19 protein-coding genes are annotated in these 23,799 nt (G+C 68.9%); 12 read left to right on the forward strand and 7 right to left on the reverse strand.

The genetic code is table 11. The annotated features are described in order from the left end of the window. Positions 1 to 3 precede the first annotated feature (3 nt). Positions 4 to 786, forward strand: a complete 783-nt coding sequence (locus BM394_RS05970) for an alpha/beta fold hydrolase (protein WP_092974877.1) — start codon at positions 4 to 6, stop codon at positions 784 to 786. A 143-nt stretch (positions 787 to 929) separates the two neighbouring features. Continuing rightward, positions 930 to 2,153, forward strand: a complete 1,224-nt coding sequence (locus BM394_RS05975) for an MFS transporter (protein ID WP_092974880.1) — start codon at positions 930 to 932, stop codon at positions 2,151 to 2,153. A 122-nt stretch (positions 2,154 to 2,275) separates the two neighbouring features. Here BM394_RS05975 and BM394_RS05980 read toward each other — a convergent pair whose 3' ends face one another. The 5 genes from BM394_RS05980 to BM394_RS06000 all read right to left on the reverse strand — a co-directional run bounded on the left by BM394_RS05980 (position 2,276) and on the right by BM394_RS06000 (position 6,789). Continuing rightward, positions 2,276 to 2,902 carry a hypothetical protein gene (locus tag BM394_RS05980; protein WP_139235153.1) on the reverse strand — a complete coding sequence of 209 codons (627 nt, stop codon included), beginning with the start codon at positions 2,900 to 2,902 and terminating at the stop codon, positions 2,276 to 2,278. Positions 2,903 to 2,982: 80 nt separating this feature from the next. Next, the gene (locus BM394_RS05985) at positions 2,983 to 3,528 is read right to left on the reverse strand and encodes an NUDIX domain-containing protein (RefSeq protein ID WP_092975204.1); all 546 of its coding nucleotides are present in this window, start codon (positions 3,526 to 3,528) and stop codon (positions 2,983 to 2,985) included. 29 nt (positions 3,529 to 3,557) lie between these two features. After that, a complete protein-coding gene (locus BM394_RS05990) occupies positions 3,558 to 4,901 on the reverse strand; it encodes a coenzyme F420-0:L-glutamate ligase (protein WP_092974886.1) in 1,344 nt (447 codons plus the stop codon). Then, positions 4,898 to 5,908, reverse strand: coding sequence for a 2-phospho-L-lactate transferase (cofD, locus tag BM394_RS05995; protein WP_092974889.1), 1,011 nt, complete (start codon positions 5,906 to 5,908; stop codon positions 4,898 to 4,900). The genes BM394_RS05990 and cofD overlap by 4 nt, the downstream gene beginning before the upstream one ends. A gap of 131 nt (positions 5,909 to 6,039) precedes the next feature. Further along, positions 6,040 to 6,789 (reverse strand): site-2 protease family protein, encoded by a 750-nt coding sequence (locus BM394_RS06000; RefSeq protein ID WP_092974892.1) that lies wholly within the window; start codon positions 6,787 to 6,789, stop codon positions 6,040 to 6,042. 449 nt (positions 6,790 to 7,238) lie between these two features. On the opposite strand from BM394_RS06000, the gene BM394_RS06005 reads away from it, so the two are divergent. Beyond that, a complete protein-coding gene (locus BM394_RS06005; protein ID WP_092974895.1) occupies positions 7,239 to 7,550 on the forward strand; it encodes a WhiB family transcriptional regulator in 312 nt (103 codons plus the stop codon). Positions 7,551 to 7,882: 332 nt separating this feature from the next. Then, positions 7,883 to 11,407 carry a glycosyltransferase family 2 protein gene (locus BM394_RS06010; RefSeq protein WP_092974898.1) on the forward strand — a complete coding sequence of 1,175 codons (3,525 nt, stop codon included), beginning with the start codon at positions 7,883 to 7,885 and terminating at the stop codon, positions 11,405 to 11,407. Positions 11,408 to 11,717: 310 nt separating this feature from the next. On the opposite strand, the gene BM394_RS06015 is transcribed toward BM394_RS06010, so the two are convergent. Beyond that, the gene (locus BM394_RS06015) at positions 11,718 to 12,191 is read right to left on the reverse strand and encodes a metallopeptidase family protein (protein ID WP_245755523.1); all 474 of its coding nucleotides are present in this window, start codon (positions 12,189 to 12,191) and stop codon (positions 11,718 to 11,720) included. A gap of 265 nt (positions 12,192 to 12,456) precedes the next feature. Here BM394_RS06015 and BM394_RS06020 point away from each other — a divergent pair, with 265 nt between their 5' ends. The 6 genes from BM394_RS06020 (at position 12,457) to BM394_RS06045 (ending at position 19,060) form a co-directional block, all read left to right on the forward strand. After that, positions 12,457 to 12,813 carry a DUF3499 domain-containing protein gene (locus BM394_RS06020; protein ID WP_245755522.1) on the forward strand — a complete coding sequence of 119 codons (357 nt, stop codon included), beginning with the start codon at positions 12,457 to 12,459 and terminating at the stop codon, positions 12,811 to 12,813. A 140-nt stretch (positions 12,814 to 12,953) separates the two neighbouring features. Beyond that, a complete protein-coding gene (locus BM394_RS06025) occupies positions 12,954 to 14,303 on the forward strand; it encodes a phosphomannomutase/phosphoglucomutase (protein ID WP_092974901.1) in 1,350 nt (449 codons plus the stop codon). Between the two features lie 109 nt (positions 14,304 to 14,412). Further along, positions 14,413 to 14,640: a Trm112 family protein gene (locus tag BM394_RS06030; RefSeq protein ID WP_092974904.1), complete on the forward strand. Its 228-nt coding sequence runs from the start codon at positions 14,413 to 14,415 to the stop codon at positions 14,638 to 14,640. 5 nt (positions 14,641 to 14,645) lie between these two features. Next, complete coding sequence (locus tag BM394_RS06035) at positions 14,646 to 15,725, forward strand: SIS domain-containing protein (RefSeq protein ID WP_092975207.1); 1,080 nt, start codon at positions 14,646 to 14,648, stop codon at positions 15,723 to 15,725. 157 nt (positions 15,726 to 15,882) lie between these two features. Then, a complete protein-coding gene (manA, locus tag BM394_RS06040) occupies positions 15,883 to 17,166 on the forward strand; it encodes a mannose-6-phosphate isomerase, class I (protein ID WP_092974907.1) in 1,284 nt (427 codons plus the stop codon). 388 nt (positions 17,167 to 17,554) lie between these two features. Next, entirely contained in the window at positions 17,555 to 19,060 is a 1,506-nt protein-coding gene (locus BM394_RS06045) for an amino acid permease (protein WP_092975210.1), read from the forward strand. A 322-nt stretch (positions 19,061 to 19,382) separates the two neighbouring features. Here the strand turns inward: BM394_RS06045 and BM394_RS06050 are convergent, their stop codons facing one another. Beyond that, positions 19,383 to 22,049, reverse strand: a complete 2,667-nt coding sequence (locus BM394_RS06050) for a hypothetical protein (RefSeq protein WP_092974910.1) — start codon at positions 22,047 to 22,049, stop codon at positions 19,383 to 19,385. A 262-nt stretch (positions 22,050 to 22,311) separates the two neighbouring features. On the opposite strand from BM394_RS06050, the gene BM394_RS06055 reads away from it, so the two are divergent. Both BM394_RS06055 and mtrA read left to right on the forward strand, forming a co-directional pair. Beyond that, the gene (locus BM394_RS06055; RefSeq protein WP_092975213.1) at positions 22,312 to 22,968 is read left to right on the forward strand and encodes a dTMP kinase; all 657 of its coding nucleotides are present in this window, start codon (positions 22,312 to 22,314) and stop codon (positions 22,966 to 22,968) included. 112 nt (positions 22,969 to 23,080) lie between these two features. Continuing rightward, positions 23,081 to 23,758, forward strand: a complete 678-nt coding sequence (gene mtrA, locus BM394_RS06060) for an MtrAB system response regulator MtrA (protein ID WP_043576314.1) — start codon at positions 23,081 to 23,083, stop codon at positions 23,756 to 23,758. Positions 23,759 to 23,799 lie beyond the last annotated feature (41 nt).

Consider the following 23,799-nt stretch of genomic DNA (forward strand, 5'->3'; position numbering starts at 1 on the left):
GAAATGAACGTGCAGTACGTTGAAGCGGCTGGTAAGCGGGTGCCGGTGCGTATCGAGGGGGAAGGCCCCGGTCTGCTGCTGGTGCACGGCACCGGAGCGACGGGGGATGCCAACTTCGGACACCTGCTGGAAAGTTTCACCCCCGATCACACCACGATCGTGCCGGACTACGCCGGAAGCGATGACGACACCGCCGATCCGGGGGAATTCGCTCTGGATCAGCTGGTGGAACAGGTTGTGGCCGCGGCCCGCGCGGCCGAACTCGACGAACCCGTGGACGTGGTGGGGTATTCGCTGGGTGCTGTTGTCACCGCGGCAGCGGCTGCCAAGTACCCGAACCTGTTCCGCCGAGTGGTTCTCGTCGCGGGATGGGTCACCATGGACCCGAGGCAGCGGTTGGTCTTCGACCTGTGGCGCAGGCTGGCCGACACCGATCCGCAAGCGTACTCGCGGTTCGTGACCATGCTGCTTTTCACCAGGTCGTTCATGAACGGTCTCGGCGACGCGGGGCTGGAGGAAGCGGCTTCCGGTACCGGTTTCACTCCGGCGACACTGCGGCAGATCGACCTGAACAGCAGGATCGACATCAGCGATTCGGTGGGAGACGTGGTCGCTCCCACACTGGTCATCGGCTGTTCACACGATCAGCTCATCCCCGTCGAACACGCGAGGCAGCTGCACCAGGCCATCGGCCAAAGTGACTACGTCGAGCTGGAGAGTGGGCATCTGGTCGTGGTGGAAAAATCCGACGAACTCGTCAAGCACATTTCCGAGTTCCTCAAGTGACGGACCGGCTCGGTGGACGGGTGGGGCGGTGTCTCCGAACGCCGCCCCACCCGATCGAAGCGGCGGTCCGGGCCGGCCCGCGGTCGGCCCCGCCTCCTTCGGAACTATCGTACGAACGACCTGGTGGGAGTTGAATCGCGGAGATGTCTTTCGCCGTCCTCGCCCTGATGCTCTGTGTGTTCTGTCTGGGAACCGCGGAAGTGGCGCTCTCGGGCATCCTCCCCGAGGTGGCCGCTGACCTCTCGGTCTCGATTCCCTCGGCCGGGTTGCTCGTGACGGCCTACGCCGTGGGTGTGGCCGTCTTCGGCCCACTGGTCACGCTCGGTACCCTGAAAGTGTCCAGCAGAAAGCTCATGCTCGGACTGATGGGAGTTTTCCTGGTCGGCAACGCCCTCTCCGCGTTCGCCGCCAACTACGAACTACTCATCGGGGCGCGACTCCTAACGGCCCTCAGCCACGGGACGTTCGTCGCGATGGCCGGCTTCGTCGCCGCAGGGATGGCGCCGCCGGGCAAGGAGGCCTCCGCGATAGCCAACATATCGCTGGGGTTCAACCTGGCGAACGTGCTGGGCGTCCCGTTGACGACGATGATCGGGCAGGCGTTCGGTTGGCGAATGACCTTCGCCGCCATCACGCTGGCGGCGGTGCTCGCCACTGGTCTGGTCGCCTGGCAGGTTCCCCGGAAGGACGTGCGTGGCGGCTCCACCGAGTTGGCAGCGGGCGGCGTGAAAGCCGAGACACGGGTGTTGCTTCGTCCCGTCGTGCTCGGCACGGTCCTGGTGACGGTGCTCGCCCAGGGGTCGGTTTTCGCCGTGTCCACCTACATATCCCCCCTGCTTCGGTTCGTCGCGGATTACCCGGCGTCCTCGGTGAGTCTGCTGCTTCTGGTGTTCGGCGCCGGGTCGGTCTGCGGAAACTTTCTCGGCGGACGTGTCACCGACCGCAGTACCAGCGTGGGAGTTTTCGGCAGTCTCGGAGTGCTCACCGTCATGCTCGTGGTGTTCTGGGGTTTCCTGCCGGTGTCACCGGCCGTTCCCGTTGTGCTTTTCCTGTTCGGAGCGGCGGGATTCGCGATCATACCGGCGCTGCAGACTCGTATCCTGCGGTTGTCGGCAGCCGCTCCGATCCTCGCCCTCTCGGCCAACGTCTCGGCCTTCAACCTCGGTAACGGGTTCGGCGCCTGGATGGGCGGGACCGTGATCGAGCTGGAGTGGGGTGTGCGAAACGTACTTCTCGTGGCCGGAGCGATCACCCTGGTGGCGCTTTCGCTGGCCTGGCTCATCGATCGGTTGAGCAGAACCTCGGGCTCGGCACCAGCGGCGCACCGAACCGCCGAGTCGGAGCTTTCCGTCGGTGAGGCCGGTTGAGAAGCCGTTCCCCGCTACGACCGTCGGACGGTCCGGTCCGTCGTTAAACCCCTGTCCGTTCCCGAGCACCGCGGCCCGGCTACCTCGTGGGAAATCGACGCCCGCGCCGGGAACCGCGCCGCTCACTCTCCCCGGAACCGCAGCGGGTTGTCGAGTTCGAGTGAATCGCGGGCCGATTGGCTGATCGTGGCCCCGTTGACATGCACCGAGTGCAGGATGCCGTTGTAGACGAGGTCCCACAGCTCGCGGTTCCGCTGCGGATCGTCGAGATCGGAGGAGAACTCGTTGCCGTACACGTCGACGAGCCGCAGCGACTGGTGCGGCTTCGTTCCGGCCACTTCGACCGAAGCGAGCTGATAGGTCAGCACGAAGTTCCCGTTCTCGTGCGTCAACCAGTCGACCCCGGCGGACAGGCTCGGATTGTGCTTCCGTAGCCCGGAAATCAACGCCCAGGAGCCCAGCGTGACCCAGAAAACCAGCACTCTTGGCAGGTCGACCCCGCCCATGAAGACACCGATCACGAAGATGACGGACACCAGGGTCAATCTGGCCAGCAGGGAGCGTGCCCGGGAGCGGTGGAACCACTCGACCATCGGAGATGCTTCGTGCGGCGGCCGTGGTGCGTTGTGCTGCTTGCCCCGTTCGGTGGGCGCGTTCGGGTTGCGGTCTCTGACCAGCGGTGCGCGCGGTGGACGAGGCTGCCCGGTGCGCGGGTCGGGGCAGGGCGGCAGGGTGGCCGGGTGGCTCATGGGTGCTCGTTCCGGTCGGCGTGTTCCGGGCCTCGGGTATCGGATCGGTGTTCGGGTATCGGATCCGCCCCGGTCGGCCGTCAATTTCTCGCGAAATCGTCGCCAAGCCGGGAGGACGCGGCCGTCACCAGCGGCGTGAGGTCGCCACCGCCGGGCAGCGAGTCCAGCGGCCACCAGCGCAGGTCCACCGACTCCTCGCTGCGGCGCGGCACGGCACCGGAGGGAGCGCGCACCACGAACCGCACGTCGAAGTGCCGAGTCGGCTTGCCTAGGGAGCAGGTGACCGGGTGCACGTCCAGGTGTACCGGGTCGGGGTCGACCACCAGCCCCTCGATGCCGGACTCCTCGGTGGCTTCCCGCAGCGCCGCCGCGGCCAGCGTCTCGTCGGCGGGCTCGCAGTGCCCGCCCAGCTGCAACCAGCGTCCGACCCTGGGGTGCAGCGTCAACATGGTGTGCTCGCCGCTGTCGTCCAGCACCAGCGCCGAGGAGGTCACGTGCCCCGGCTCGCACTCCCGCAGGCAGGCGTCGCCACGCGCCCGCAGCAGCCCCACGAAGGCGTGCCGCAGCGCCTCCTGACCCGGATCAGGAGCCCCGCCGGCCAGTTTGGGCGGTGTCCAGTCCTCCATCGTGTGCAACGCGTCGGTGTGCGGCCCGTTCAAAGCTCCACCAACCCCTCTTCCGGATCGCGTGGTTCTCGCGGCCCCTCCTGCGGCTCGGCCGGATACCCCACGGCCACCGCCCCCAGCGGCTCCCAGTGCTCGGGCAGTTCCAGCGTGTGCCGCACCACCTCGGGGCAGAACAGCGTGGAGGACACCCAGCAGGAGCCGATGTCCTCGGCCGCCAGCGAGACCAGCAGGTTCTGCACGGCGGCTCCGCCCGCGACCACGAACATCGAGCGTTCGGCGTCGGTGCGTCGCTCGTCCGGGTAGTCGTGCGCGCCGTCCCGGAGCAGGAACGGCACCACCAGCTCCGGCGCCTCGTAGAGCAGATCGCCCCGGCCGACCCTGCGGCGGGCCCGCTCCTCGGAGAGCCCGTCCGCGCGCAGGTCCTCCAGCCACGCGGTCCGCATCGCGTCCAACAGCTTGCCGCGCAGCGCGCGGTCCCGCAGCCACACGAACCGGACCGGTCGGGTGTGGTGCGGGGCGGGCGCGGTCAGCGCCGCTCCCACCGCCCGGCGCAGCGCCGCGGCGTCCACCGGAGTGTCGGTGAACTCGCGCACCGAGCGGCGCAGCAGCACCGCCTCGCCGCGTCCCTGCGCGATCGCCTCGGCGGTTCCCAGTCGGAACAGGTCCTCCTCGACGGTGCGCACCAGGTCACCCGCTCGTGAACCGTCGGCGCGCTCGTCGATCCCGCGAACCACCGCCACCGGGGTCCTGCCCAGCTTGCCCTTGACCAGGTCGGCGGCCCCGGCGATCTCGTCGGCCACCGCCACCTCGGTGACCTCCAGCTCGTTGCCGAGCGAGTCGGTGGAGCCCGCGTAGCGGTGCAGTACCGCCACACCCGCCGAACCGATCGCCACATCGGTCTGGCCGACCCGCCAGGCTCGCCCCATCGTGTCGGTGATCACCACGGCCACCCGGATTCCGGCCCGTTCGGCCAGCTCGGCGCGCAACCGCTCCGCCGTGGCGTCGGGGTCGCGGGGCAGCAGCGCGATCCGATCGGTGGCCACGTTGGACGCGTCCACCCCGGACGCGGCCTGCACTATGCCGAGCTTGTTCTGCGTGATCAGTGTCCTGCCCTTGCGGGCCAGCACGTGGTCGGCCTCGGCCAGTACCTGTTCCCGCCGCAGTGCGTCCCGCTCCTCGGGATCCGGCGGCGTGTCCATGACCCGTCCCTCGATCTTGGACACGATCTTGCTGGTGATCACCAGGACGTCGTCGTCGCGCAACCAGGGTGCTGCCGTCAGCAACGCACCCGCGAGATCGTCGCCCTCCGCGAACTCCGGCAGTCCCGGAACGGAGTGGATCCGCAGTTCCTCGTCGGCGGCGTGATCGTTCATGCGGTCACCTCCGGAGCGGCCACCCCGCCGATGTCGAAGGCCGCTCGCGCCATCTCCGCGCTCGCCGCGGTGTCCGACATGAGCAGCGGCACCGAACGGGTCGCCACGCCCGGCACCTGGGCGGTGTCGGTGCTGTGGACCAGCCAGGCGTCCAGGATGCCTTCCCCGGAGGTGGAACGGGAACCGTAGTGCTCGCCCACCGCCTGGGCGGTGCTGCTCACCCCGATCGCGCGCAGGCAGGCGTCGGCCATGCCGCGCACCGCCCCGCCGCTGATGATCGGGGAGAGCCCGACCACGGCCGCCGTCGTCTCGCGCAGCGCCGTACGCACCCCCGGTACGGCCAGCATCGTCCCGATGCTGACCACCGGGTTGGACGGCGCCACCAGCACGATGTCGGCCTCGCTGATCGCCTCGGTGGCCCCTTCGTGGGCGGTCGCCTCGTCCGCGCCGACCGGAACGATCGCGCTGGCCTCGGGCCTGGCGCCGTAGCGCACCCACCACTCCTGGAAGTGCACCGCTCGCGCGCCCGAGCCGGAGGGGTCCTCGATCGCCACGTGTGTCTCGACGCGGTCGTCGGTCACCGGCAGCAGCCGCACGCCCGGTCGCCACCGGTCGCACAGCGCCTCGGTGATCTCCGAGAGCGGATACCCGGCCCGTAGCATCCTGGTGCGGATCAGGTGGGTGGCGATGTCGCGGTCACCCAGACCGAACCAGGTGGGCTCGGCCTCGTAGGCGGCCAGCTCCTCCGCGACCGACCAGGTCTCCGCCTCGCGGCCCCACCCCTTGGCGGTGTCGATGCCACCACCGAGGGTGTACATGCAGGTGTCCAGGTCCGGGCACACCCGCAGCCCGTGCATCCAGACGTCGTCGGCGATGTTGACTATCGCGGAGATCTCGTGTGGTGCGGACTCCTCGGGTTCGCCGACCGGGGGTAGCCCCAGGGCCTTCTTGACGCCGAGCAGGAACTGCGCTCCACCGACTCCGCCGACCAGTACTGCGACCTTCACGTCCCGAATCCTCCCACGGGGCGAAGCGGGGGTTGTCCCGCGGCTCGGTGAACTCCGCCTGCGACAACCGGTGCCGGTCGGAGCGCCGAGCCGTCCGGCGTGCTCGCCCGTGGCGGGTCATGCGAGGAGCGTCACTCCCAGAAGCGGAAGTACAGGTTGCCGTACCCGTAGAGGCGGGTGCTACCTCCGACCGCGTTGAACAACGCGTCCGCGCCGTTGAAGAAGACGTAGCTCGCTCCGGGGATCACGAACAGGATCAGCACGATCCCCAGCGGCGCCCACGGCCGGGCCTGTTCACCGAGGTGACGTGCCTTGGGCGAGAGCCAGGGCTCGATGGCGCCGTAGCCGTCCAGGCCGGGAACCGGCAGGATGTTGAGCACGAAGGCGATCACCTGCAGGAAGGCCAGGTAGGACAGCCCGGCGGCCAGCCCGAACGGCATCTCGATCGTGGCCACCGAGGCGGTGAGGCCGATTCCCAGCAGCAGGTTCATCGCCGGACCGGCCAGTGAGACGTTCGCCTCGTCCCGTTTGGACCGCAGCGCCCCGTGATTGATCCACACCGCGCCGCCGGGCAGCGGGATGCCGCCGATGAGCACGAACAGGATCGGCAGCAACAGGCTCAACACCGGATCGGTGTAGCGCCTCGGGTCGAGGGTGAGATAGCCCTTCTCCCGCACCTCGCGGTCACCGCCGCGCAGTGCGGCGACGGCATGCCCGAACTCGTGCAGGCACAGCGAGGTGGCCCAGCCACCGAGCACGAGGAGCACGACTCCGGTGATGATCAGCGCCCGGTTGTCCGAGGTGGCCAGCACGCCGCCGAGGACCGTGACCGCCAGCAGGGCGAGGAACAGTGGGCTGATACGTGTCGGGGTGTTTCGCACTCCACCAGTCTCCCGGTCGCTCGTCGGGCGTCGTCGCCGCATCGGTGGTATCCCTGTGTCCGAGGATCTTGAGCGGTCCGGACGGGGGATCCCCGTTGGACTGTTCCGGTTACCCCGTTCTGCTCCTTCGGTAGGTGGAACCGTCCCTCTACGGGATGGTCTCCGCTTGACCGTGGCGGGCTACACGGGTGTAATCACATTGGTGTTATTTACCGCTGGAAAGATTGATCGGTTGACTCGGTGGGATGGGGAAACCGATCACCTGATCCGGCGGTGCCGGGTAACGGGAGGCCCGGTTAGTGCACGGTCGGAGGAACCGCGATGGCGTGATCGCGATTTCGTCCGGCGGTCGGTATTCCGGCCACGCCGAACCGGTTGTCCGGTTCATCACGTCCCGTGAGTCCTGGGGAGGGCCGCGGGAACGGAAAAATTTAACGGGGGAGGTTCAAATGTTGCGGACCGAGCAGGAAGGTCTGACAGCGGGGGAGGACGCTCGCGTCGCCGAGATCGACATTCTGGCCGGACTGATCGAGGCGGAGGAAGATCAGGACTGGCAGGAACGCGCGCTGTGCGCCCAAACCGATCCGGAAGCGTTCTTTCCGGAAAAAGGTGGTTCCACTCGCGAGGCGAAACGTATTTGCGCCGGATGTGAAGTACGTTCGGAATGTCTCGAATACGCCCTGGAGCACGATGAAAGGTTCGGTATTTGGGGCGGACTTTCCGAACGGGAACGGCGCAGGCTCAAACGGCAGGCCAGTTGATCGAACTCTTCGGTTCCGGTCGTCGAGGGGTCGGGTGGCGGGGGCTCCCGCGAGCTCTCACTTCGGGAGTCTCTGACGCTGAACAGGTACTGTCTCACGTCGGGGCCGTCCTCGGGAGCACATGCGGGAGAACCCGCCGCGGTGGCGGCTGCTCGGGTGGTCTTCCGCCGCTGTCACACCGAGGACACCGCCATCCGATGATCAACTCGATCGTTCGCCGCGTCGTCCGCTGCGGTAACGAATTCCTACTCGTCGGTAAGAGCATGTCCCGGAACGCGTGGCCGTCCATTACCGTCGTGCGGTGATCGGACCACGGCACGCGGGAGGACACGGTGGCCGCATTACGTTCCGCCGGGGAAACGGGCGGTGAACACCACCCGAGCACGGCACCGGTGCTGGCGGTGCTGGTGTGTCATCGGGGTGCGGAGTGGTTGCCGGAGGCGCTGACGGCGCTGCGGCGCCTGACGGTGTTACCGCGCCACTTCTTGGCGGTGGAGGTCGGGTCGGACGAGGAAACCGTCGAATCGCTCGCGGCGGAGGCGGCGCTGTCGGCGACCGACGGTGTCGCTGTGGAGAGTGCCACTTCGGACGGCGCTGATCCGACCGGTGCTGGTCCGGACGGTCCCGCGACCGACGTCGCGGGGTTGCTGGACGGTGTGCTCACCGTCGGAAGCGACACCGGTTTCGGCGCGGCAGTGGCGCACGCCGTGGAGTACGCCGAGCAGCGCTGGGGCGATCCCGGTAGCTGGCTGTGGCTGCTGCGCGACGACGCCGCTCCCGAGCCCGACTGCTTGGACACGCTGCTGCGGGTGGCCGACAACGATTCCTCGGCGGCCGTGCTCGGCCCGCTGGGACTCGACCGGGACGATCCGCGGCTGATCGTCGACGCGGGACTGTCGATGGACACGTCGGGCCGGGTGCGTACCGGTTCCCGGTCCCCGGGACTCGATCCGGCGCTCGGCGACGCCCCGGGCGGTGCGGGCTCCGCGTTGCAGGTGTCCGAGGTGTTGGCGGTCTCCGGGGCGTGTGCGCTGGTGCGGCGCGAGGTCTTCGACGAGCTCGGTGGATTCGACGAGCGACTGCCACCGGGCTGCGCGGAGGTCGACCTGGGTTGGCGAACCAACGCCGCGGGACACCTCGTGCTGTGCGTGCCGGAGGCCCGCATGCGGCGCGTGGCCGCCGCGCGCACCGGCGAGCGGGGTGAACCACGGCACGAGGGGGCGGACTCCGTCACCGCCGCCACCGTTCGGCGCCGGGGCGAGGTACTCACCTACCTCGCCAATGTGGGCAACCGCGCCTACCGGTTCGGCGTACCGCGGCTGGTGCTGCTGGCGCTGCCTCGGAGCTTCGTACGGCTCGTGACCGGACGGGCACCGGAGGCGTTCGCGGAGCTCGTGGTGGGACTCCGACTGCTCACGGGAAGACTGCGGCTCCGTGACGCACGAGTCGGCCACGGCAGAGCCGCCACGGCGGGCAGCGGTGTCGACGGCTTGTTGACCGGCAGGGGCGACCGGATGCGCGACCTCGTGCTGAGCGGATATGCCCGGTTGGTGCGTAACCGGGTGCGGCACGACGCCCGGATCGGCCTCGACCGGTCGAGTGCGTCGCCCGCCCGGGTGCCCGACGTGCCGAATCCCGCCAAGCACGGACCGGACGCGTTGCCGAGCGGAGCCCTGGGGCACGCGGGTGCCCGCCGACGCTCAGCGATGGGGCTGCGCAGACCCACCGATCCGGTGGTGATCGCCGTGCCCGAACACCACTCCGCCGCCGCACGGGAGAGCGCGGCCGAGGCTGACGAGGCCGGCGACGGAACCGAAGCGCGAGCACGCCCCACCCCGGCACCCCGCGACGGCGCCGCTGACACCTCGTCGGCGGAACTGCTGTTCGTGCCGGTCGACCGTCGGCGGGTGCTGCGCGAGCTGCTGCTGAACCCGCCGCTCGTGCTGTCCGTCGGGCTGGTCCTGCTGGCCCTGCTCGCGCACGGCCCGTTCGCCGAGACCTCCCGGCTGGGGACGGAATTGCACGGTGGCAGGCTGCTGCCCGCGGCGGGGCTCGAGCAGACGTGGTCGAGCTACCTCGCCGCGTGGCACCCGATCCACGGCGGAACCGGAGCCCCCGCACCGCCGACCCTGCTTGTGCTGGGGTTGTTGGGCGGGCTGCTGGCCCCCTTCGGCGGTCCACCCGCCGCGGTCGCCCTGTTGCTGCTGGCACAGTTGCCCGCCGCCGGGCTGTCCGCCTACCTGGCGGGCCGTTCGATTCCGGTTCCCCGGAGTTGGCTGGCGGTGGCCGCCGCGGCCTACGCGCTGCTTCCGGTCGCGATGGCGGGGGCCGTGCAGGGACGTCTCGACGCGGTACTGGCTCATGTACTGCTTCCGCCGGTGCTGGCGGGCCTGGCCGGGTTGTTGGGGCTGGTGCCGCGATACCGGGGCGGGCGGCCCAACTGGTTGGGCACGGCGTGCCGTACCGCGCTGGCGGCGGCGGTGCTGGCCGCGTTCGCCCCCGGCGTGTACGTACTGCTGGTGCTGCTCGCGGTGGTGGGCTTCCTCTGCCCGCCCTTCGCACCGGCGGGCGCGGTGCGCAGGCTGGCCGGGCTGGCCTCCTTCGTGCTGCTTCCCGTCGCCTGTCTGCTGCCGTGGCCGGTGGTGGCGCTGCGGCATCCGGAGCTGCTGTGGCACGGTCCCGGCGTCCCGGTGACCGAGCATTCCGCCGGACTCTCGCTGCTGGCGTTGCACCCCGGAGACACCGCGTGGGGTTGGGTCGCCGTTTCACTGCCGGTGGGCGCGGCGCTGCTCCTGTTGTTCCGGGCTCCCGGTCGTGCCGCGTTGCCCGGGTTGGTGGTGGCCTGCTTCGGCTGGGGCGCGAGTCTGCTGGTCGCACGGATCGCCCTCCCCCCGCTGCTCGGTGGGACCGAGAGCGTCGGGTGGGCCGGTGGAGCGTTGCTGCTGACGGCGTGCGGCCTGCTCTGGGTCGTGCTGGCGTGCCTGGCCGGGCCTCGAAGGTGGTCGGCGGGTGTGCCGTCGTGGCGACCGATGGGAGCCGTCGCCGTCGTGGTGCTGCTGTCGTTGGCGCTCGGGACGCTTTCCACGGCACGGTCCGGCCCGCTGCGTCCGGTCCCCGAGACGTCGACCGCGGCGGGCGACACCGGCTACTGGCTGACCCTGCGCCCCGATTCCGGAGTGCCGCGGCTCACACCCCGGCCGCGGCCCCGGTTCGGAAGTGCTTCGCTGGCGCCTGCTCCCGGCGCCGTCGCGGCGCTCTCGCGCATTCAGGCCGATCTGCTGTCGGGTGAGGCGGAGCGGGTGCGTTCCGGGGTGGCCGCCGCAGCTTCCAGGGGAGCGGGGCGCATCGCGATTCCCGGTGACACCGACTCGGGGGAGTTCGTGGAACTCTCGGGCCGAACCGTCGTGGCCAACGGGGACTCCGTGAGCGGGCGGCGGGTGTTCCGGGTTCTGCTGCCCCACACCCCCGTGACGCTGCTCGGCCCAGCGCTGGCGCGCAACGCCCGGGAGGACGTCTCACCGCGCCCCAGAACCCGACCGATAGGGATATCCACCCGGTTGCCGCACGTGACGATTCGGGTGTCCAAGGGCGGTCCCGGAAGGGTGCTGCTGCTCGCGGCCCAGCGGGAGTCCGGGTGGCGGGCGTACATCGACGGTTCGAGTGTGGGCCTCGCCACTGGTTGGGGCGAGCAGGTGGCCGTGCCGCTGCCCGAGACGGGTGGGCAGGTGCGGATCGGTTTCACCGCCGTGCCGCGTACCAGTCTGCTCGCGTTCCAGGCCGCCGCGATCCTGTTCACGCTGATCGGTGCGTTCCCCGGTCGCGGTCGACGGCAGCGGGACGACTCCCCGGAACACTGAGGCGGCGCGACCCCGCGTGGTGTCGATTTCTCGCGAAATCGCCGCGCGGGTGAGGCGGTGCGGCTTGGGCGGTGTCGCCCTCGCGTGGTGTCGATTTCTCGCGAAATCGCCGCGCGGGGTGTGCGGTACGCGAGCCGAACTCCGACCACTCCCGCAGTCGGCACGGCCGCGGGTTCTCCGGTGCGGCTCTCGCGAGGAAGGCCCGACGTTGTGTAGTAACTACCCGATGTCGGGCCTCCCGGAGCGAGAGCCGTGCCAGAGGTTCCGCCAAATGAGTGGTTCACCAGAGGGCGGATCGACGCCGCACAACTCAGTTGCCGTCGATCACTCCGGGATCGAGCCCGAGATAGCTGGCGATCTGCTCCACGAGCACGTCGTGTATCAGGTCCGTCATGTCCGTGCCGTTGCCGGCCCTGGCCTCCAGCGGACGCCGGTACAGCACGATTCGCGCCCTGGTGGGGTTGCCGCGCCGGTCGGTGCTCTCCGGGACGAGGCGCGCCAGTGGCACATTGGAGTCCACGACCATGTCGTCGCCCCACACCACGGACTCGGGTGACGTCACATCGACTTCCGGTACCTCGTCGACCGCCACGTCGAGCTGGGTGAGTTCGGTGTGCCACCGCTGCTCGATCGGTTCGAGGGCATCGAGCACCAGCGCGTCGAAGCGCTGCGAGCGGCTCCGGGCGGCAGGGACCGAGGACGGGTAGAGCGGACCGCGCATGCCGCGGCCACGTCGGTCCCGTCGCTTTCCGGTTCGCTGTCGAGCCTGCCGTGTGGTCACCACGCGGTGAGGATACTCCGCCCGAAACGGGATACGGAATCGTGCCCGCACCAGTAGCTACCGAACGTGTTCGTGCGATACGTTTCGGATAATTCGTCCGCGTAGTTTCGCTATCGTGCGCAACTTCACCAACAGGATGATCAATGCAGCGCAACGGATCGCCATGTCCGGATGAACGCCGGACGGCAGTTCCCACATCGGGTTATTCCGCCCGATTTTTCCGCGTGCCGTCGAGTACCGACGTGACAAGAGCGCTATGGTGCCAGGCGTGCGGAGCGTGAGGCGTTGCTCTCGAACCGGGTGCACCGACCCGGCGGTAGCGACGCTGACCTATGCCTATGCGGATTCGACCGCGGTGGTCGGCCCGCTGGCCACTTATGCCGAACCCCACAGTTACGACCTGTGCGAGGAACACGCACTCCGACTGACGGTTCCCAAGGGCTGGCACGTCGTACGGCACGAGGGGGAGTTCAGCGCCGACCAGCCTTCCGGCGATGACCTCACGGCGCTCGCCGAGGCGGTTCGGGAGGCGGGCCGTGCCGATCCCGCCGATTCACCCGGGTTCCACGGCGGCGGAAGCAAACGAGGCCACCTGCGTGCGCTGCCCGACCCGGGCAACGAGTAGCGCCCGGCGAACTCGTCGTTACCACGTTCCCGTCTTTCCCACTGAGTCCCGATGGCAGTCGGCGGACACCACGACCGAGCCGTTCGCGGGTAAGCTGCGGCACGCAGGCAAAGGATGCCGTCATTACGGGAGAGTGCAGCGTGCGGGACCTGTCGGGGATCGTCAAGGCGTATGACATCCGGGGTTTGGTGGGCGATGATCTGAACACGGATGTGGCCCGCGAAGTCGGTGCCGCGTTCACGAGACTGGTCGGTGGCCCCGCGGTGGTGGTGGGGCACGACATGCGGGATTCCTCTCCCGAGCTGGCGGCAGCGTTCTCCGAGGGAGTGACCGGGCAGGGAATCGATGTGATTCACATCGGTCTGGCCGGCACCGACATGCTCTACTTCGCCTCGGGGCAGCTGGATCTTCCGGGGGCGATGTTCACGGCCAGCCACAACCCGGCCCAGTACAACGGGATCAAGCTGTGCCGTGCCGGAGCCGCCCCCGTCGGGCAGGACAGCGGGCTGTCCGAGATCAAGGAGCTCGTGGGGCACGGCGTGCCCGAGTTCCTCGGTGCGCAGGGCACGGTCACCGAACGCGACATGCTCGGCGAGTACGCGCACTACCTGCGCGGACTGGTCGACCTTGGCGCGATCCGGCCGCTGAGGATCGTCGTCGACGCGGGCAACGGCATGGCCGGACACACCGTCCCCAGCGTTTTCGACGGTCTGCCCGTCGAAGTCGTACCCATGTACTTCGAACTCGACGGTACGTTCCCCAACCACGAGGCGAACCCGCTGGAGCCCGCCAACCTCGTGGATCTCCAGGCCAAGGTGCGCGAGGTCGGTGCGGACGCGGGGCTGGCCTTCGACGGGGACGCCGACCGGTGCTTCGTGGTCGACGCGGCGGGTGAACCGGTCTCCCCCAGTGCGATCACCGCTCTGGTCGCCACGCGGGAGCTGGCGAAGGAACCCGGTGCCGCCGTCATCCACAACCTGATCACCTCGAAGGCCGTGCCCGAGATCGTCACCGAACAGGGCGGCAAGCCCGTCCGCACCAGGGTCGGTCACTCCTTCATCAAGCAGACCATGGCCGAGACCGGCGCGATCTTCGGTGGAGAGCACTCGGCGCACTACTACTTCCGCGACTTCTGGCGCGCCGATTCGGGGATGCTGGCCGCACTGCACGTGTTGGCGGCGCTGGGTGGTCAGTCCGGTTCTCTCGCGGACCTGATGGCGAGCTACACCCGCTACGCGGCTTCCGGGGAGGTCAACTCGACGGTCGACGACCCCGCTGCCCGGATGCGCGCGGTGATCGAGACGTTTCGTAACCGCAACGGTGCTCGTATCGACGAGCTCGACGGGCTTACCGTGGAGTTGTCGGACGGGTCGTGGTTCAATCTTCGCCCGTCCAACACCGAGCCGGTCCTCCGGCTGAACGTGGAGGGCGTCGACTCGACGAGCATGGTCGCGTTGCGCGACGAGGTGCTGGCTGTACTGCGGAAGTGATCCCGCTCGCCCCGGGCGGGGCGAGCGGTGGCTTCGCCGGTGCGTCTTGGTGTTCCGGCCGGTCGTGGACCGTCCGACCGATGGTGCGGTGTGATTCCAGGGAGGAAGAGTGACTGTGGCGATCGATCCCCGACTGCGGGAGATCCTGGTGTGCCCGTGCCCCCGACACGCGCCGCTGCGGGACGGTCTGCCGGATGATCCGGACGCCGAATATCTGACCTGCACCTCCTGCGGGCGCGGTTTCCCCGTCCGGGAAGGAATTCCCGTCCTCCTGCTGGAGGAGGCGCTTCCCGCCCCCGGGCCCGATCCCGCCCCCGACGAGCGAGGGGAGGGGTGAAGACGGTGTTGGACGACAGCGTCCTCGATGACCAGCGGCGAATCTTCGAACTGGACACCGGGGGTCTGCTCCGCATGGCCGCACTGGGGGGTGCGCAGGTTCGCGCGGCCGCCTCGGCCGCCTCGGAGGCGGGTGTGGACGACCTCGCCGGTTACAAACCGCGTGCTCTGGTGCTGCTGTCCACCTCCGGTGTCGGGCCTGCCACGTGTCGGTCGCTGGCGGCCCTGCTCGGTTCCTCCTGTCCGGTTCCCGTCGTGATCACCGACGTCATGCCCACCTGGGTCGGCCCCTTGGACGTGGTCTTCGCCTACGGGGCGGACGGTGGGGACACGTCGCTGGCCGAGTCGCTGGAACTGGCCACCAGGCGCGGGGCGAGCGTGATTCTCGCCGCTCCGGACGAGGGCCCCGTGGGGGCCGCCGCCGCGGGGCGGGCGAGAACGATTTCCCCCAGGATCCCGGTGTCCGAGCCGTTGAGCCTCCCGCACGCCTTCACAGCGGGGGTGAGGGTTCTCACGGCGTTGGGACTGCTCGACACCGACACCGACGCGTTGGCGGACGCGTTGGACGAACAGGCGGAGCGTTCCCACCCACGACACGAGATCTCGGAGAATCCCGCCAAGACGTTGGCGTTACGGCTGGCCGACCGTATCCCGCTGCTGTGGGGAGTGGACGGAACGTCCACGGCGGTCGCCGAGCACGGCTCCTTCGTACTCGGGCGTTACGCGGGGATACCGTGCGATGTCACCGACTATCAGCAGGCGGTGCATCGTGCGGCGCTGTACCGCGCCGCCGCGACGGTCGGCAGCGAGGCGGATCTGTTCGCCGATCCCACGGAGGAAACCACGGCGGGGTGGCGCGTCGTGCTGCTGAGCACCCGCGACGGTGAACGGGCACGGTTCACCGAGCGAACCGCCACAGCGGCGCTACCCGGCGCCGACGTGCTCGCCCCGAACGAGTCCCAGCAGGGGGACGGGGTCCGGAGTTCGCTGTCCCTCGCTGTCGGGTTCGACATGGCCGCGGTCTACATCGGGTTGGCTTCGGACTCGTTGCACGGGGACGACAGACCGGTGTCGGCGGCGCGCTGAGGACCTGGGTGCTTCGGCACCCGCATCCCCGGCCGATTCGCACGGAGTTTCCGGTGTTCTCCTGCGAAGCGCGGGCGGGACACCATTCGTTGTACTCCCGCCGGGCGGTATCGGTTCCGTCGGGGAGACGCGGTTAGACGAGGAAGCGAGAACGACTGTGGAGTTACTGCGCAACGCGGTACGCCCGTATGCATGGGGGTCCCGGACCGCGATCGCGGAGCTACTCGGCCGTCCCGTCCCCGCGCCACATCCCGAAGCCGAACTCTGGATGGGCGCCCATCCCGGAGATTCCTCGCGGTTGCTGTGTCAGGACGGATCGGAGATTTCGCTGGTGCGCTTGTTGGACGCGGAGCCGAGCCACCAGCTGGGGCGGGCGTGCACCGACATATGGGGCAATCGGCTGCCCTACCTGATGAAGGTGCTCGCCGCGGACGAGCCGTTGAGCCTGCAGGCCCACCCCTCCGCCGAGCAGGCGGCCGACGGGTTCGCACGGGAGGAGGCGGACGGGGTCCCGCGCGGTGCCGCCGACCGCAACTACCCGGATCCCACCGCGAAACCCGAGTTGATCTGCGCGTTGACCGAGTTCCACGCGCTCGCCGGATTCCGCGCCGCCGAAACCACCGTTCGGTTGCTGCACCAGCTCGACGTGCCGAGTCTGCGGGCGCACACCCGCCTGCTGGCCGATCAGCCGGACCGGGACGGGCTGCGTGCGTTGTTCACCACGTGGATCACTCTGCCGGAGGACACCCTCCGTGCGCTGATGCCGGATCTGTTGCGGGCGTGTGCCGAGCACGTGCGTTCCGGGGGTGAATTCACCGAGGAGTGCCGCACGGTTCTCGAACTGGGCGAGGACTACCCGAACGACGCCGGTGTGCTGGCGAGTCTGCTGCTGAACCGAATCGTGTTGCGGCCGGGGGAGGCCATCTATCTCGCGCCCGGGAACCTGCACGCCTATCTGCGCGGGACCGGCGTGGAGATACTGGCCAATTCGGACAACATCCTTCGGTGCGGCCTGACCCCCAAACACGTCGACGTGGCCGAACTGCTGAGGGTTCTCGACTTCGAGAACGGTGAACTGCGAATACTCAACGGTGAACGCCGCGACACCAATCTGACGGTATACCGCACCGAGGCCGACGAGTTCGAGTTGTCCAGAGTGGAATGGCAGCGCGGTGATCGGTCCGGTGTCCTGCTCGACTCCGCGGGACCGCAGATCCTGTTGTGCACCGAGGGCGGGGTCAGGTTGTCCCCCTACGCCGCGGGAGCCGGTACCAACGGGAACGGCAGCCACAACGGTGGCTCCGGTGACGCTCGCGAACTGGAGCTCTCGCGCGGGGACTCGGTCTGGCTCGCTGCTTCGGACCCCTGTGTGCTGGCGCAGCCGCTCGGCGCGGCGGGCGAAGGGGTGCAGCTGTTCCGGGCGGCCCCCGGCGCTGTCTGACCTGGGTTTTCCACCGGGGCCGTCCCGGCGGGCGTGTTCGGACGGACCAGTCGTCCGCTCCCGCCCGCTCTCGACAGCGGTGCCCGACATCGAGCGGCCGCACCGCATGCCTCGCCGTCTCGCGGTACGCCCGAATCACGCTCGGGCCGCCTCGCACTCGGGCCTACTCGCACTCCGGGAGAACTCGGTCCCGCGGAGCGGTGCTCGCATTAAAAGAGTATTTTTCACGAGCAATTAGTGGTGTCGCGCAACTTTTCCGGTCCTCGCGCTCCCGATCCGCGCGGATTCGGCGGCTCGTTAGTAGATTGTGCTCTCAACCACCATCGGCAACGGTCTCGCGCCCGTTATCGTGCGGTGCCACCAGTAAGCATGATCCGAGGAGGCAGTGGTGCCAGGAAACGGAATCTGGCGGACCAAAACGGTCGAACAATCGATCCTGGACACCGATGAACCCGACACCAGACTACGGAAGAATCTCGGTACCTGGGATCTGATCGTTTTCGGTGTTTCGGTGGTAATCGGTGCGGGGATCTTCACGCTCACCGCACAGGTAGCGGGTGACACCACTGGTCCCGCCGTCTCACTCGCCTTCGTGCTCGCCGCGATCGCCTGCGCCCTCGCGGCACTGTGCTACGCCGAATTCGCCTCCACCGTTCCGGTGGCAGGCAGCGCCTACACGTACTCCTACGCCACGTTCGGCGAGTTCTTAGCCTGGATAATCGGCTGGGACCTGATCCTGGAGTTCTCCATCGCGGCTTCGGCCGTCGCCAAGAGCTGGTCGTCCTACCTGCAGCAGGTCATGTCCGGCATCGGGATCTCGCTGGACACCAAGCTCCCGCTGGGCCCGCTCCAGTTCGACTGGGGAGCCATGCTGCTCGTCGCGGTGCTGGTAGCGGTGCTGATCACCGGAACCAAGCTCTCGGCGCGGGTCAGCATGGTGATCACGGCCATCAAGGTCGGGGTGGTGCTGTTCATCATCATCGCCGGGATCGCCTACATCAAACCGGACAACTACACCCCGTTCGTTCCGGAGGGGCAAAGCGTCTCCGAAGGCGGTCCCGCCCTGCACCAGTCGCTGCTCTCGCTGCTGCTCGGGGGTGAATCCAGCACGTTCGGCATCTACGGGCTGCTGGCGGGGGCCTCGGTGGTGTTCTTCGCCTTCATCGGCTTCGACGTGGTGGCGACCACGGCGGAGGAGACCCGCGATCCACAGCGCGACGCGCCGCGCGGCATCCTCGGTTCGGTGGTGATCACCACCGTGCTGTACGTGGGAGTTTCGCTCGTGCTGACCGGCATGGTGCGCTACACCGAGCTGGCCACCGGCCCCGACGGGCAGAGCGCCACCCTCGCGACCGCCTTCGAGATCAACGGTGTGAACTGGGCGGCCACACTGATCTCGGTGGGAGCACTGATCGGTCTCATCACCGTGGTGATGGTGCTGCTTCTCGGCCAGACCAGGGTGCTGTTCGCCATGGCCAGGGACGGTCTGCTGCCTCGCGGCCTGGCCAAGACCGACCCGCATCGCGGAACTCCGGTGCGCGTCACCGTGCTGGTGGGCGCGGTGGTGTTCGTCGCTTCCGGCTTCTTCTCGTTCTCCAGCCTGGCCGAGATGGTCAACATCGGTACTCTGTTCGCGTTCGTCCTGGTTTCGGTCGGCGTGATCGTGCTGCGCAGCAAGCGTCCCGACCTGCCACGCGGCTTCCGCGCGCCGCTGGTTCCGGCGGTTCCGATCCTGGCGGTGCTGGCCTGCCTGTGGCTGATGATCAACCTGACCGCGTTCACCTGGATCAGGTTCCTCGTGTGGATGCTCGCGGGTGTGATCATCTACGTCCTTTACAGCCGCACCCACTCGGTGCTCGGGCAGCGGGAGAGGGCCGACAACCTCCCCGACTGAGGCCGAGATCGTGTGCGTGCCAGCTGCTGTGCTGGTTGCGTGGCGGAACCTCACGGGCCGTCTCGCTGCGGGATCCTCGACATCGAGTAGTTACTACGCCACGTCGAGGCTGTCCTCGCGAGACGACCCGTGAGAACCCGAGGCGGTGCGGCCCGCTGGGGTGGTCGGAGCTCGAGCTGCGGGAGTGGCAGGAGCGCGACTACTAGTCGGGCTGGTGTTCCGGCGATTTCTTGGGAAATTGACGCCAGGCGGTGCCACACCGCCGTATTGGGGGCATCGTACTGGGGCGTCGATTTCTCGCGAAATCGCCGCGCCTCTCGGCTCACTGGCTCGACGGACGCAGGGCGGGGCCGCGTTCCCAGGGCGGCGTCATCCCGGGCAGGTCGATGATCTCCGGAGGTTCGGCGTGCGGGAGCCGAGTGGGTTGCTCGGTTCCGGTGGTCTCGGCGGTGTGCCCCTCCTGCTCGCCCGGATCGTCCTCCATCGTGGGGTCGGTGGCCACAGTGGCGACTCTTTCCTCCCGCCGGACGGTCTCCCCACCCGTGACCGGGTGCGAGCCCACCTTCGTCGAAGCCCCACCGGTGGGACGGTTCGCCGCGCGGTCCTCGGAGGTGTCCGTGCGATGGGTCTTGCCGTTCCGGGAGCTTCCCGCCGGATCGACCATCGTCGTGCGCAGCGGGAGGTTCGTGCCACGTGCCGGAACCTCCAGGGCCGCCGCCATCGATACGGCCCTGTCCCACTCGGGGTCGCCGCTGTACTCGGAGTGCCGCGACAACCCGGCCGTCCAACGCCGATGCTCGAACGGTCCGCGCTGCGGATCGGGCAACCAGTGATCGTTACCGAGCACCAGCGCACCCGTGGGACCGCGTGCGGCGGCGGGCAGCGGTCCCTCGCTGCCGTCCGGGCGGAAGCCGACCCCCAGCAGCTTGCCGTCGTGGACCTGCCGGTTCCACGTCCCGACCGCACCACCGATCGGATCAGTCCCTCGGCACAGTGAGCGCCACTGCCCGGCCAGCGAGCCCGCCAGGGAGCGCTGCGCCTCGTGGCCGAGAAAGCCGGGAAATCCGCGAGCGTAAGCCCACTGCAGCTGTGAACCGGCCGTGACCAGGCCGACCCGCTCGTGGTCCTGCTCGTCGAGCCTGCCGAGCAACCTGGCCGCGGCGACGGAGACGAGCAGGCTGCCCTGGCTGTGACCGGACAACACCACGCGGGTGTTCGGGTCCGCCAGGTGTTCACACGCCCGGTCGACCAGTTCGGGGATCACCTTCAGCGCGTAGCACGGCGGCACGATCGGATGAGAATCCCGCGGCCAGAACAGGGTCAGATCGCACAGCAGACTCAACTGCCGCCCCGCGTTCGGACGACGAACCGCCAGGTGAACCATCCGCAGCAGCGTCGCCACCAGGGTCGCGAGTGCTCCCACGCCCAGCAGCAGCAACCAACGTCCCCAGAAGGGAGGTTCGGGGCCGCCGAGGCGCAGCACCAGAGCCAGGACCGCTCCCACCGTCAGGGCACCCGCCAGCAACAGCACCAGCCGATGCCCGTGGCTGCGTTGCAGCTCGGCCCATTTCCACGCGCGTTCGGCGCTGCGTTGATCCGCGGGGCGCCCGGCGTGCAGCAGCTCCACCTCGGGGGATACCCCGTCCGTACGGATCGCGCGCCACCAGCGCAACCACACCCACGGCACCCCGACGAGCCCCGCGAGTACGAGCGCGGCCGTCGCCGCCCCCCACAACAGCGTCACGGTGTCGTAGGAAACCGGTAGCAGCAGCTCCGTACCGAGCGCCTGCCGCGCACTCAGCGTCAGACCCGCGCCGAAACCCGCGCCGAGCAGGCACGCGATCAGCAGTACCGGCGCGGCGAACCAGCCACCGGCCCACGGGCGCAGTCTCGACGGGAGACGACGCCACGAGCGACGAGCCAGCAACGCGGCTGGTAGCAGCAGCACCCCGATACAGCCGCACAGTGCCAGCAGGCCGAGAGTCAGCGAGTCGGTCACCGGTCCCGAGCCGGGGAGCGGGCCGGACAGGTGAGTCGGGAAGAGCGCTGTGAGCAGCAACAGCAGCCCGCTCGTGCCCAGCAGCAGGATTCGCGCGTAGTGCCCCACCAGCGGGTGCACGGAGCGTCGGAGACCGCTCTCGGACTCTCCCGAACCGGTCGGATCGTCCAGCAGCAACGTTCCCAGCACGCACAGCGCGGTTACGGCCGCTGCCGCCACCCAGCGTGGATCAGTGGCGGCGGTCGGTCCGCCGAGAGCCAGCAGCACCACCGTGCACAGCGCGGCCACCGCGTGCAGCGTCCGCAGGGCGGGAGTGCTCGGATCGCGCACCACTCCGGCCCCTGGCAGTCTCGGTGCCTGCGCGCTGTGCTCGTTCCCGGCACCGCTCGGGTTCCGAACCCGCCAGGACATCGCGGACAGGCGGTACATGCCGAACACGGCGGCCACCACGAAGAGCAGAGCGGGAACCGAACGCAGCGGTTCGAACGTACGCAACTCGTCGGGGACGGCGCTCAGACACCCTGTCCCCGCGCGCAGGCACTGGGCCGCCACCAGATCCAGGCTCAGCACGGTCAGCTGTGCGGTGAACAGCATCGTCAGCAGCAGCCCCGCCAGGCGCAGCCCCGCGCGGAGCAGCGCTCCCAGCGAGCGCGACCAGTGGCTGTCCCGGTCGACCGGCGGCAGCATCCAGTGCGCCAGGTTCGCCAGCGCGAACGGGAACAGCAGTGCCCACAGCGCCTTGCCGCGTCCGGAGGTCATACCGCCCCAGACGTACCCCTCGACCGAACGAGGGACGGTTCGTTCCCCCGCGGTGAGGTCGGGCCCCGAGATCGGACGCAGCAGTCGGTCAGCGGGGCTGACGATTCGTCCGGTGCCGTCGCCTGCCACGTCCACCGAAGCCACCGAATCGGTCAGCTCCCGCGGTTCCGTCCCGAGGACGCCGTGTACCCGCAGCTCGACCACGCGAGTGTCCGGCCCGGGTACGTGCACTGTTCCTCCTGTGGGTCGGTGCGGTGCGGGGGAGTCCGCGTTTCCGCGGAGTTCGCGAGTCCACTCACGACGGACGAGCGACTCCCGCCTCGGTCCTGTGGGAGCTGATTCTCCCGGTTCGATTGTCTCTTCTCGACGGTCTTGTCGCGACCTACTTCCCGGAATCCTTTCATCGATACTTTCCCGTCGTCCCGAAGAGGCGTGCGGCCGGGTGGCCCACGCGGTCGCTACTCCGGTGGATGGACTGCGTAGGGTTCGCATCATGGGGCGACTGATCGTGATCGAAGGGCTGGACGGCGCGGGAAAGCAGACGCTGACCGACTCGTTGAGCGGCGAGCTGACGGCCAGGGGGCTGTCGGTGGGCCGCGCGGCCTTTCCGCGCTACGGCCAGGACGTGCACGCCGATCTCGTCGCCGAGGCGTTGCGGGGCGCGCACGGCGACCTGGCCGAGTCCGTGTACGGCATGGCCGTGCTCTACGCACTGGACCGGCAGCGCGCCGCGGAGTGGCTGCGAGCACGGCTCGCCGAACACGACGTGCTGTTGCTCGACCGGTACGTGGCCTCCAACGCCGCCTACGGGGCGGCCCGGTTGTGGCAGCACGCCGACGGTGAGTTCGTCTCCTGGGCCTACCAGCTCGAGGTCACCCGATTCGGACTGCCGGAGCCGGAACTGCAGATCCTGCTCCGCGTGCCCGGTGAAGTCGCCGCGGAGCGGGCCGAACGCCGGGAACGATCCGGCACGGCGGACGGCAGGGACATGTTCGAGTCGGACTCGGGACTGCAGGACCGCTGTGCGGCGGTTTACCTGGAACTCGCCGAGATGTCGTGGTGGTCCCCCTGGCACGTGGTGGACGACGCCGCCACCACGGATCCGGCGGGACTGGCCGACCGCGTGCTCGCGCAACCTACTCCACCGTAGTGCTCCGTTTGGCGGTACCATAGCCTTCGCGCTGGGCAATGATCCGACGACCTGCGGTGATGAGTACCGGGTGGTGCTTGCCCCCGTGGTGCAAAGTGCAACCATGTGGGGCATGAAGTCACGCGTGCTCGTGGTGGACGACGACCCTGCCCTGGCGGAGATGCTGACCATCGTACTCCGCGGTGAAGGGTTCGATACCGCCGTCGTCAACGACGGCACCAAGGCGATGCCCGCGCTGCGTGAACTCAAACCCGATCTGGTGTTGCTCGACCTGATGTTGCCGGGCATGAACGGCATCGACGTGTGCAAGGCCATTCGCGCCGAATCGATGGTCCCCGTCGTCATGCTCACCGCGAAGAGTGACACCGTTGACGTCGTCCTCGGCCTGGAGTCCGGTGCCGACGACTACATCGTCAAACCGTTCAAGCCGAAGGAGCTGGTGGCACGGCTGCGGGTGCGGCTGCGCCGCACGGAGGCGGAACCCGCCGAGGTGCTCTCCATCGGTGACCTTACGGTCGACGTCCCCGGGCACGAGGTCACGCGCGACGGAGTTCCGATCTCGCTGACGCCGTTGGAGTTCGACCTGCTGGTCGCGCTCGCGCGCAAGCCCCGCCAGGTTTTCACCCGTGAGGTGTTACTCGAGCAGGTGTGGGGCTACCGGCACGCGGCCGACACCCGGTTGGTCAACGTACACGTACAGCGACTCCGGTCGAAGATCGAGAAGGATCCGGAGCACCCGGAGGTCGTACTGACGGTTCGGGGCGTCGGGTACAAGGCCGGGCCGCCATGATCGCCGAACACGATGATCGTCTCGACACGGCAGGACGGACG

Source organism: Actinopolyspora lacussalsi subsp. righensis (assembly GCF_900116555.1).
GTDB lineage: Bacteria > Actinomycetota > Actinomycetes > Mycobacteriales > Pseudonocardiaceae > Actinopolyspora > Actinopolyspora lacussalsi.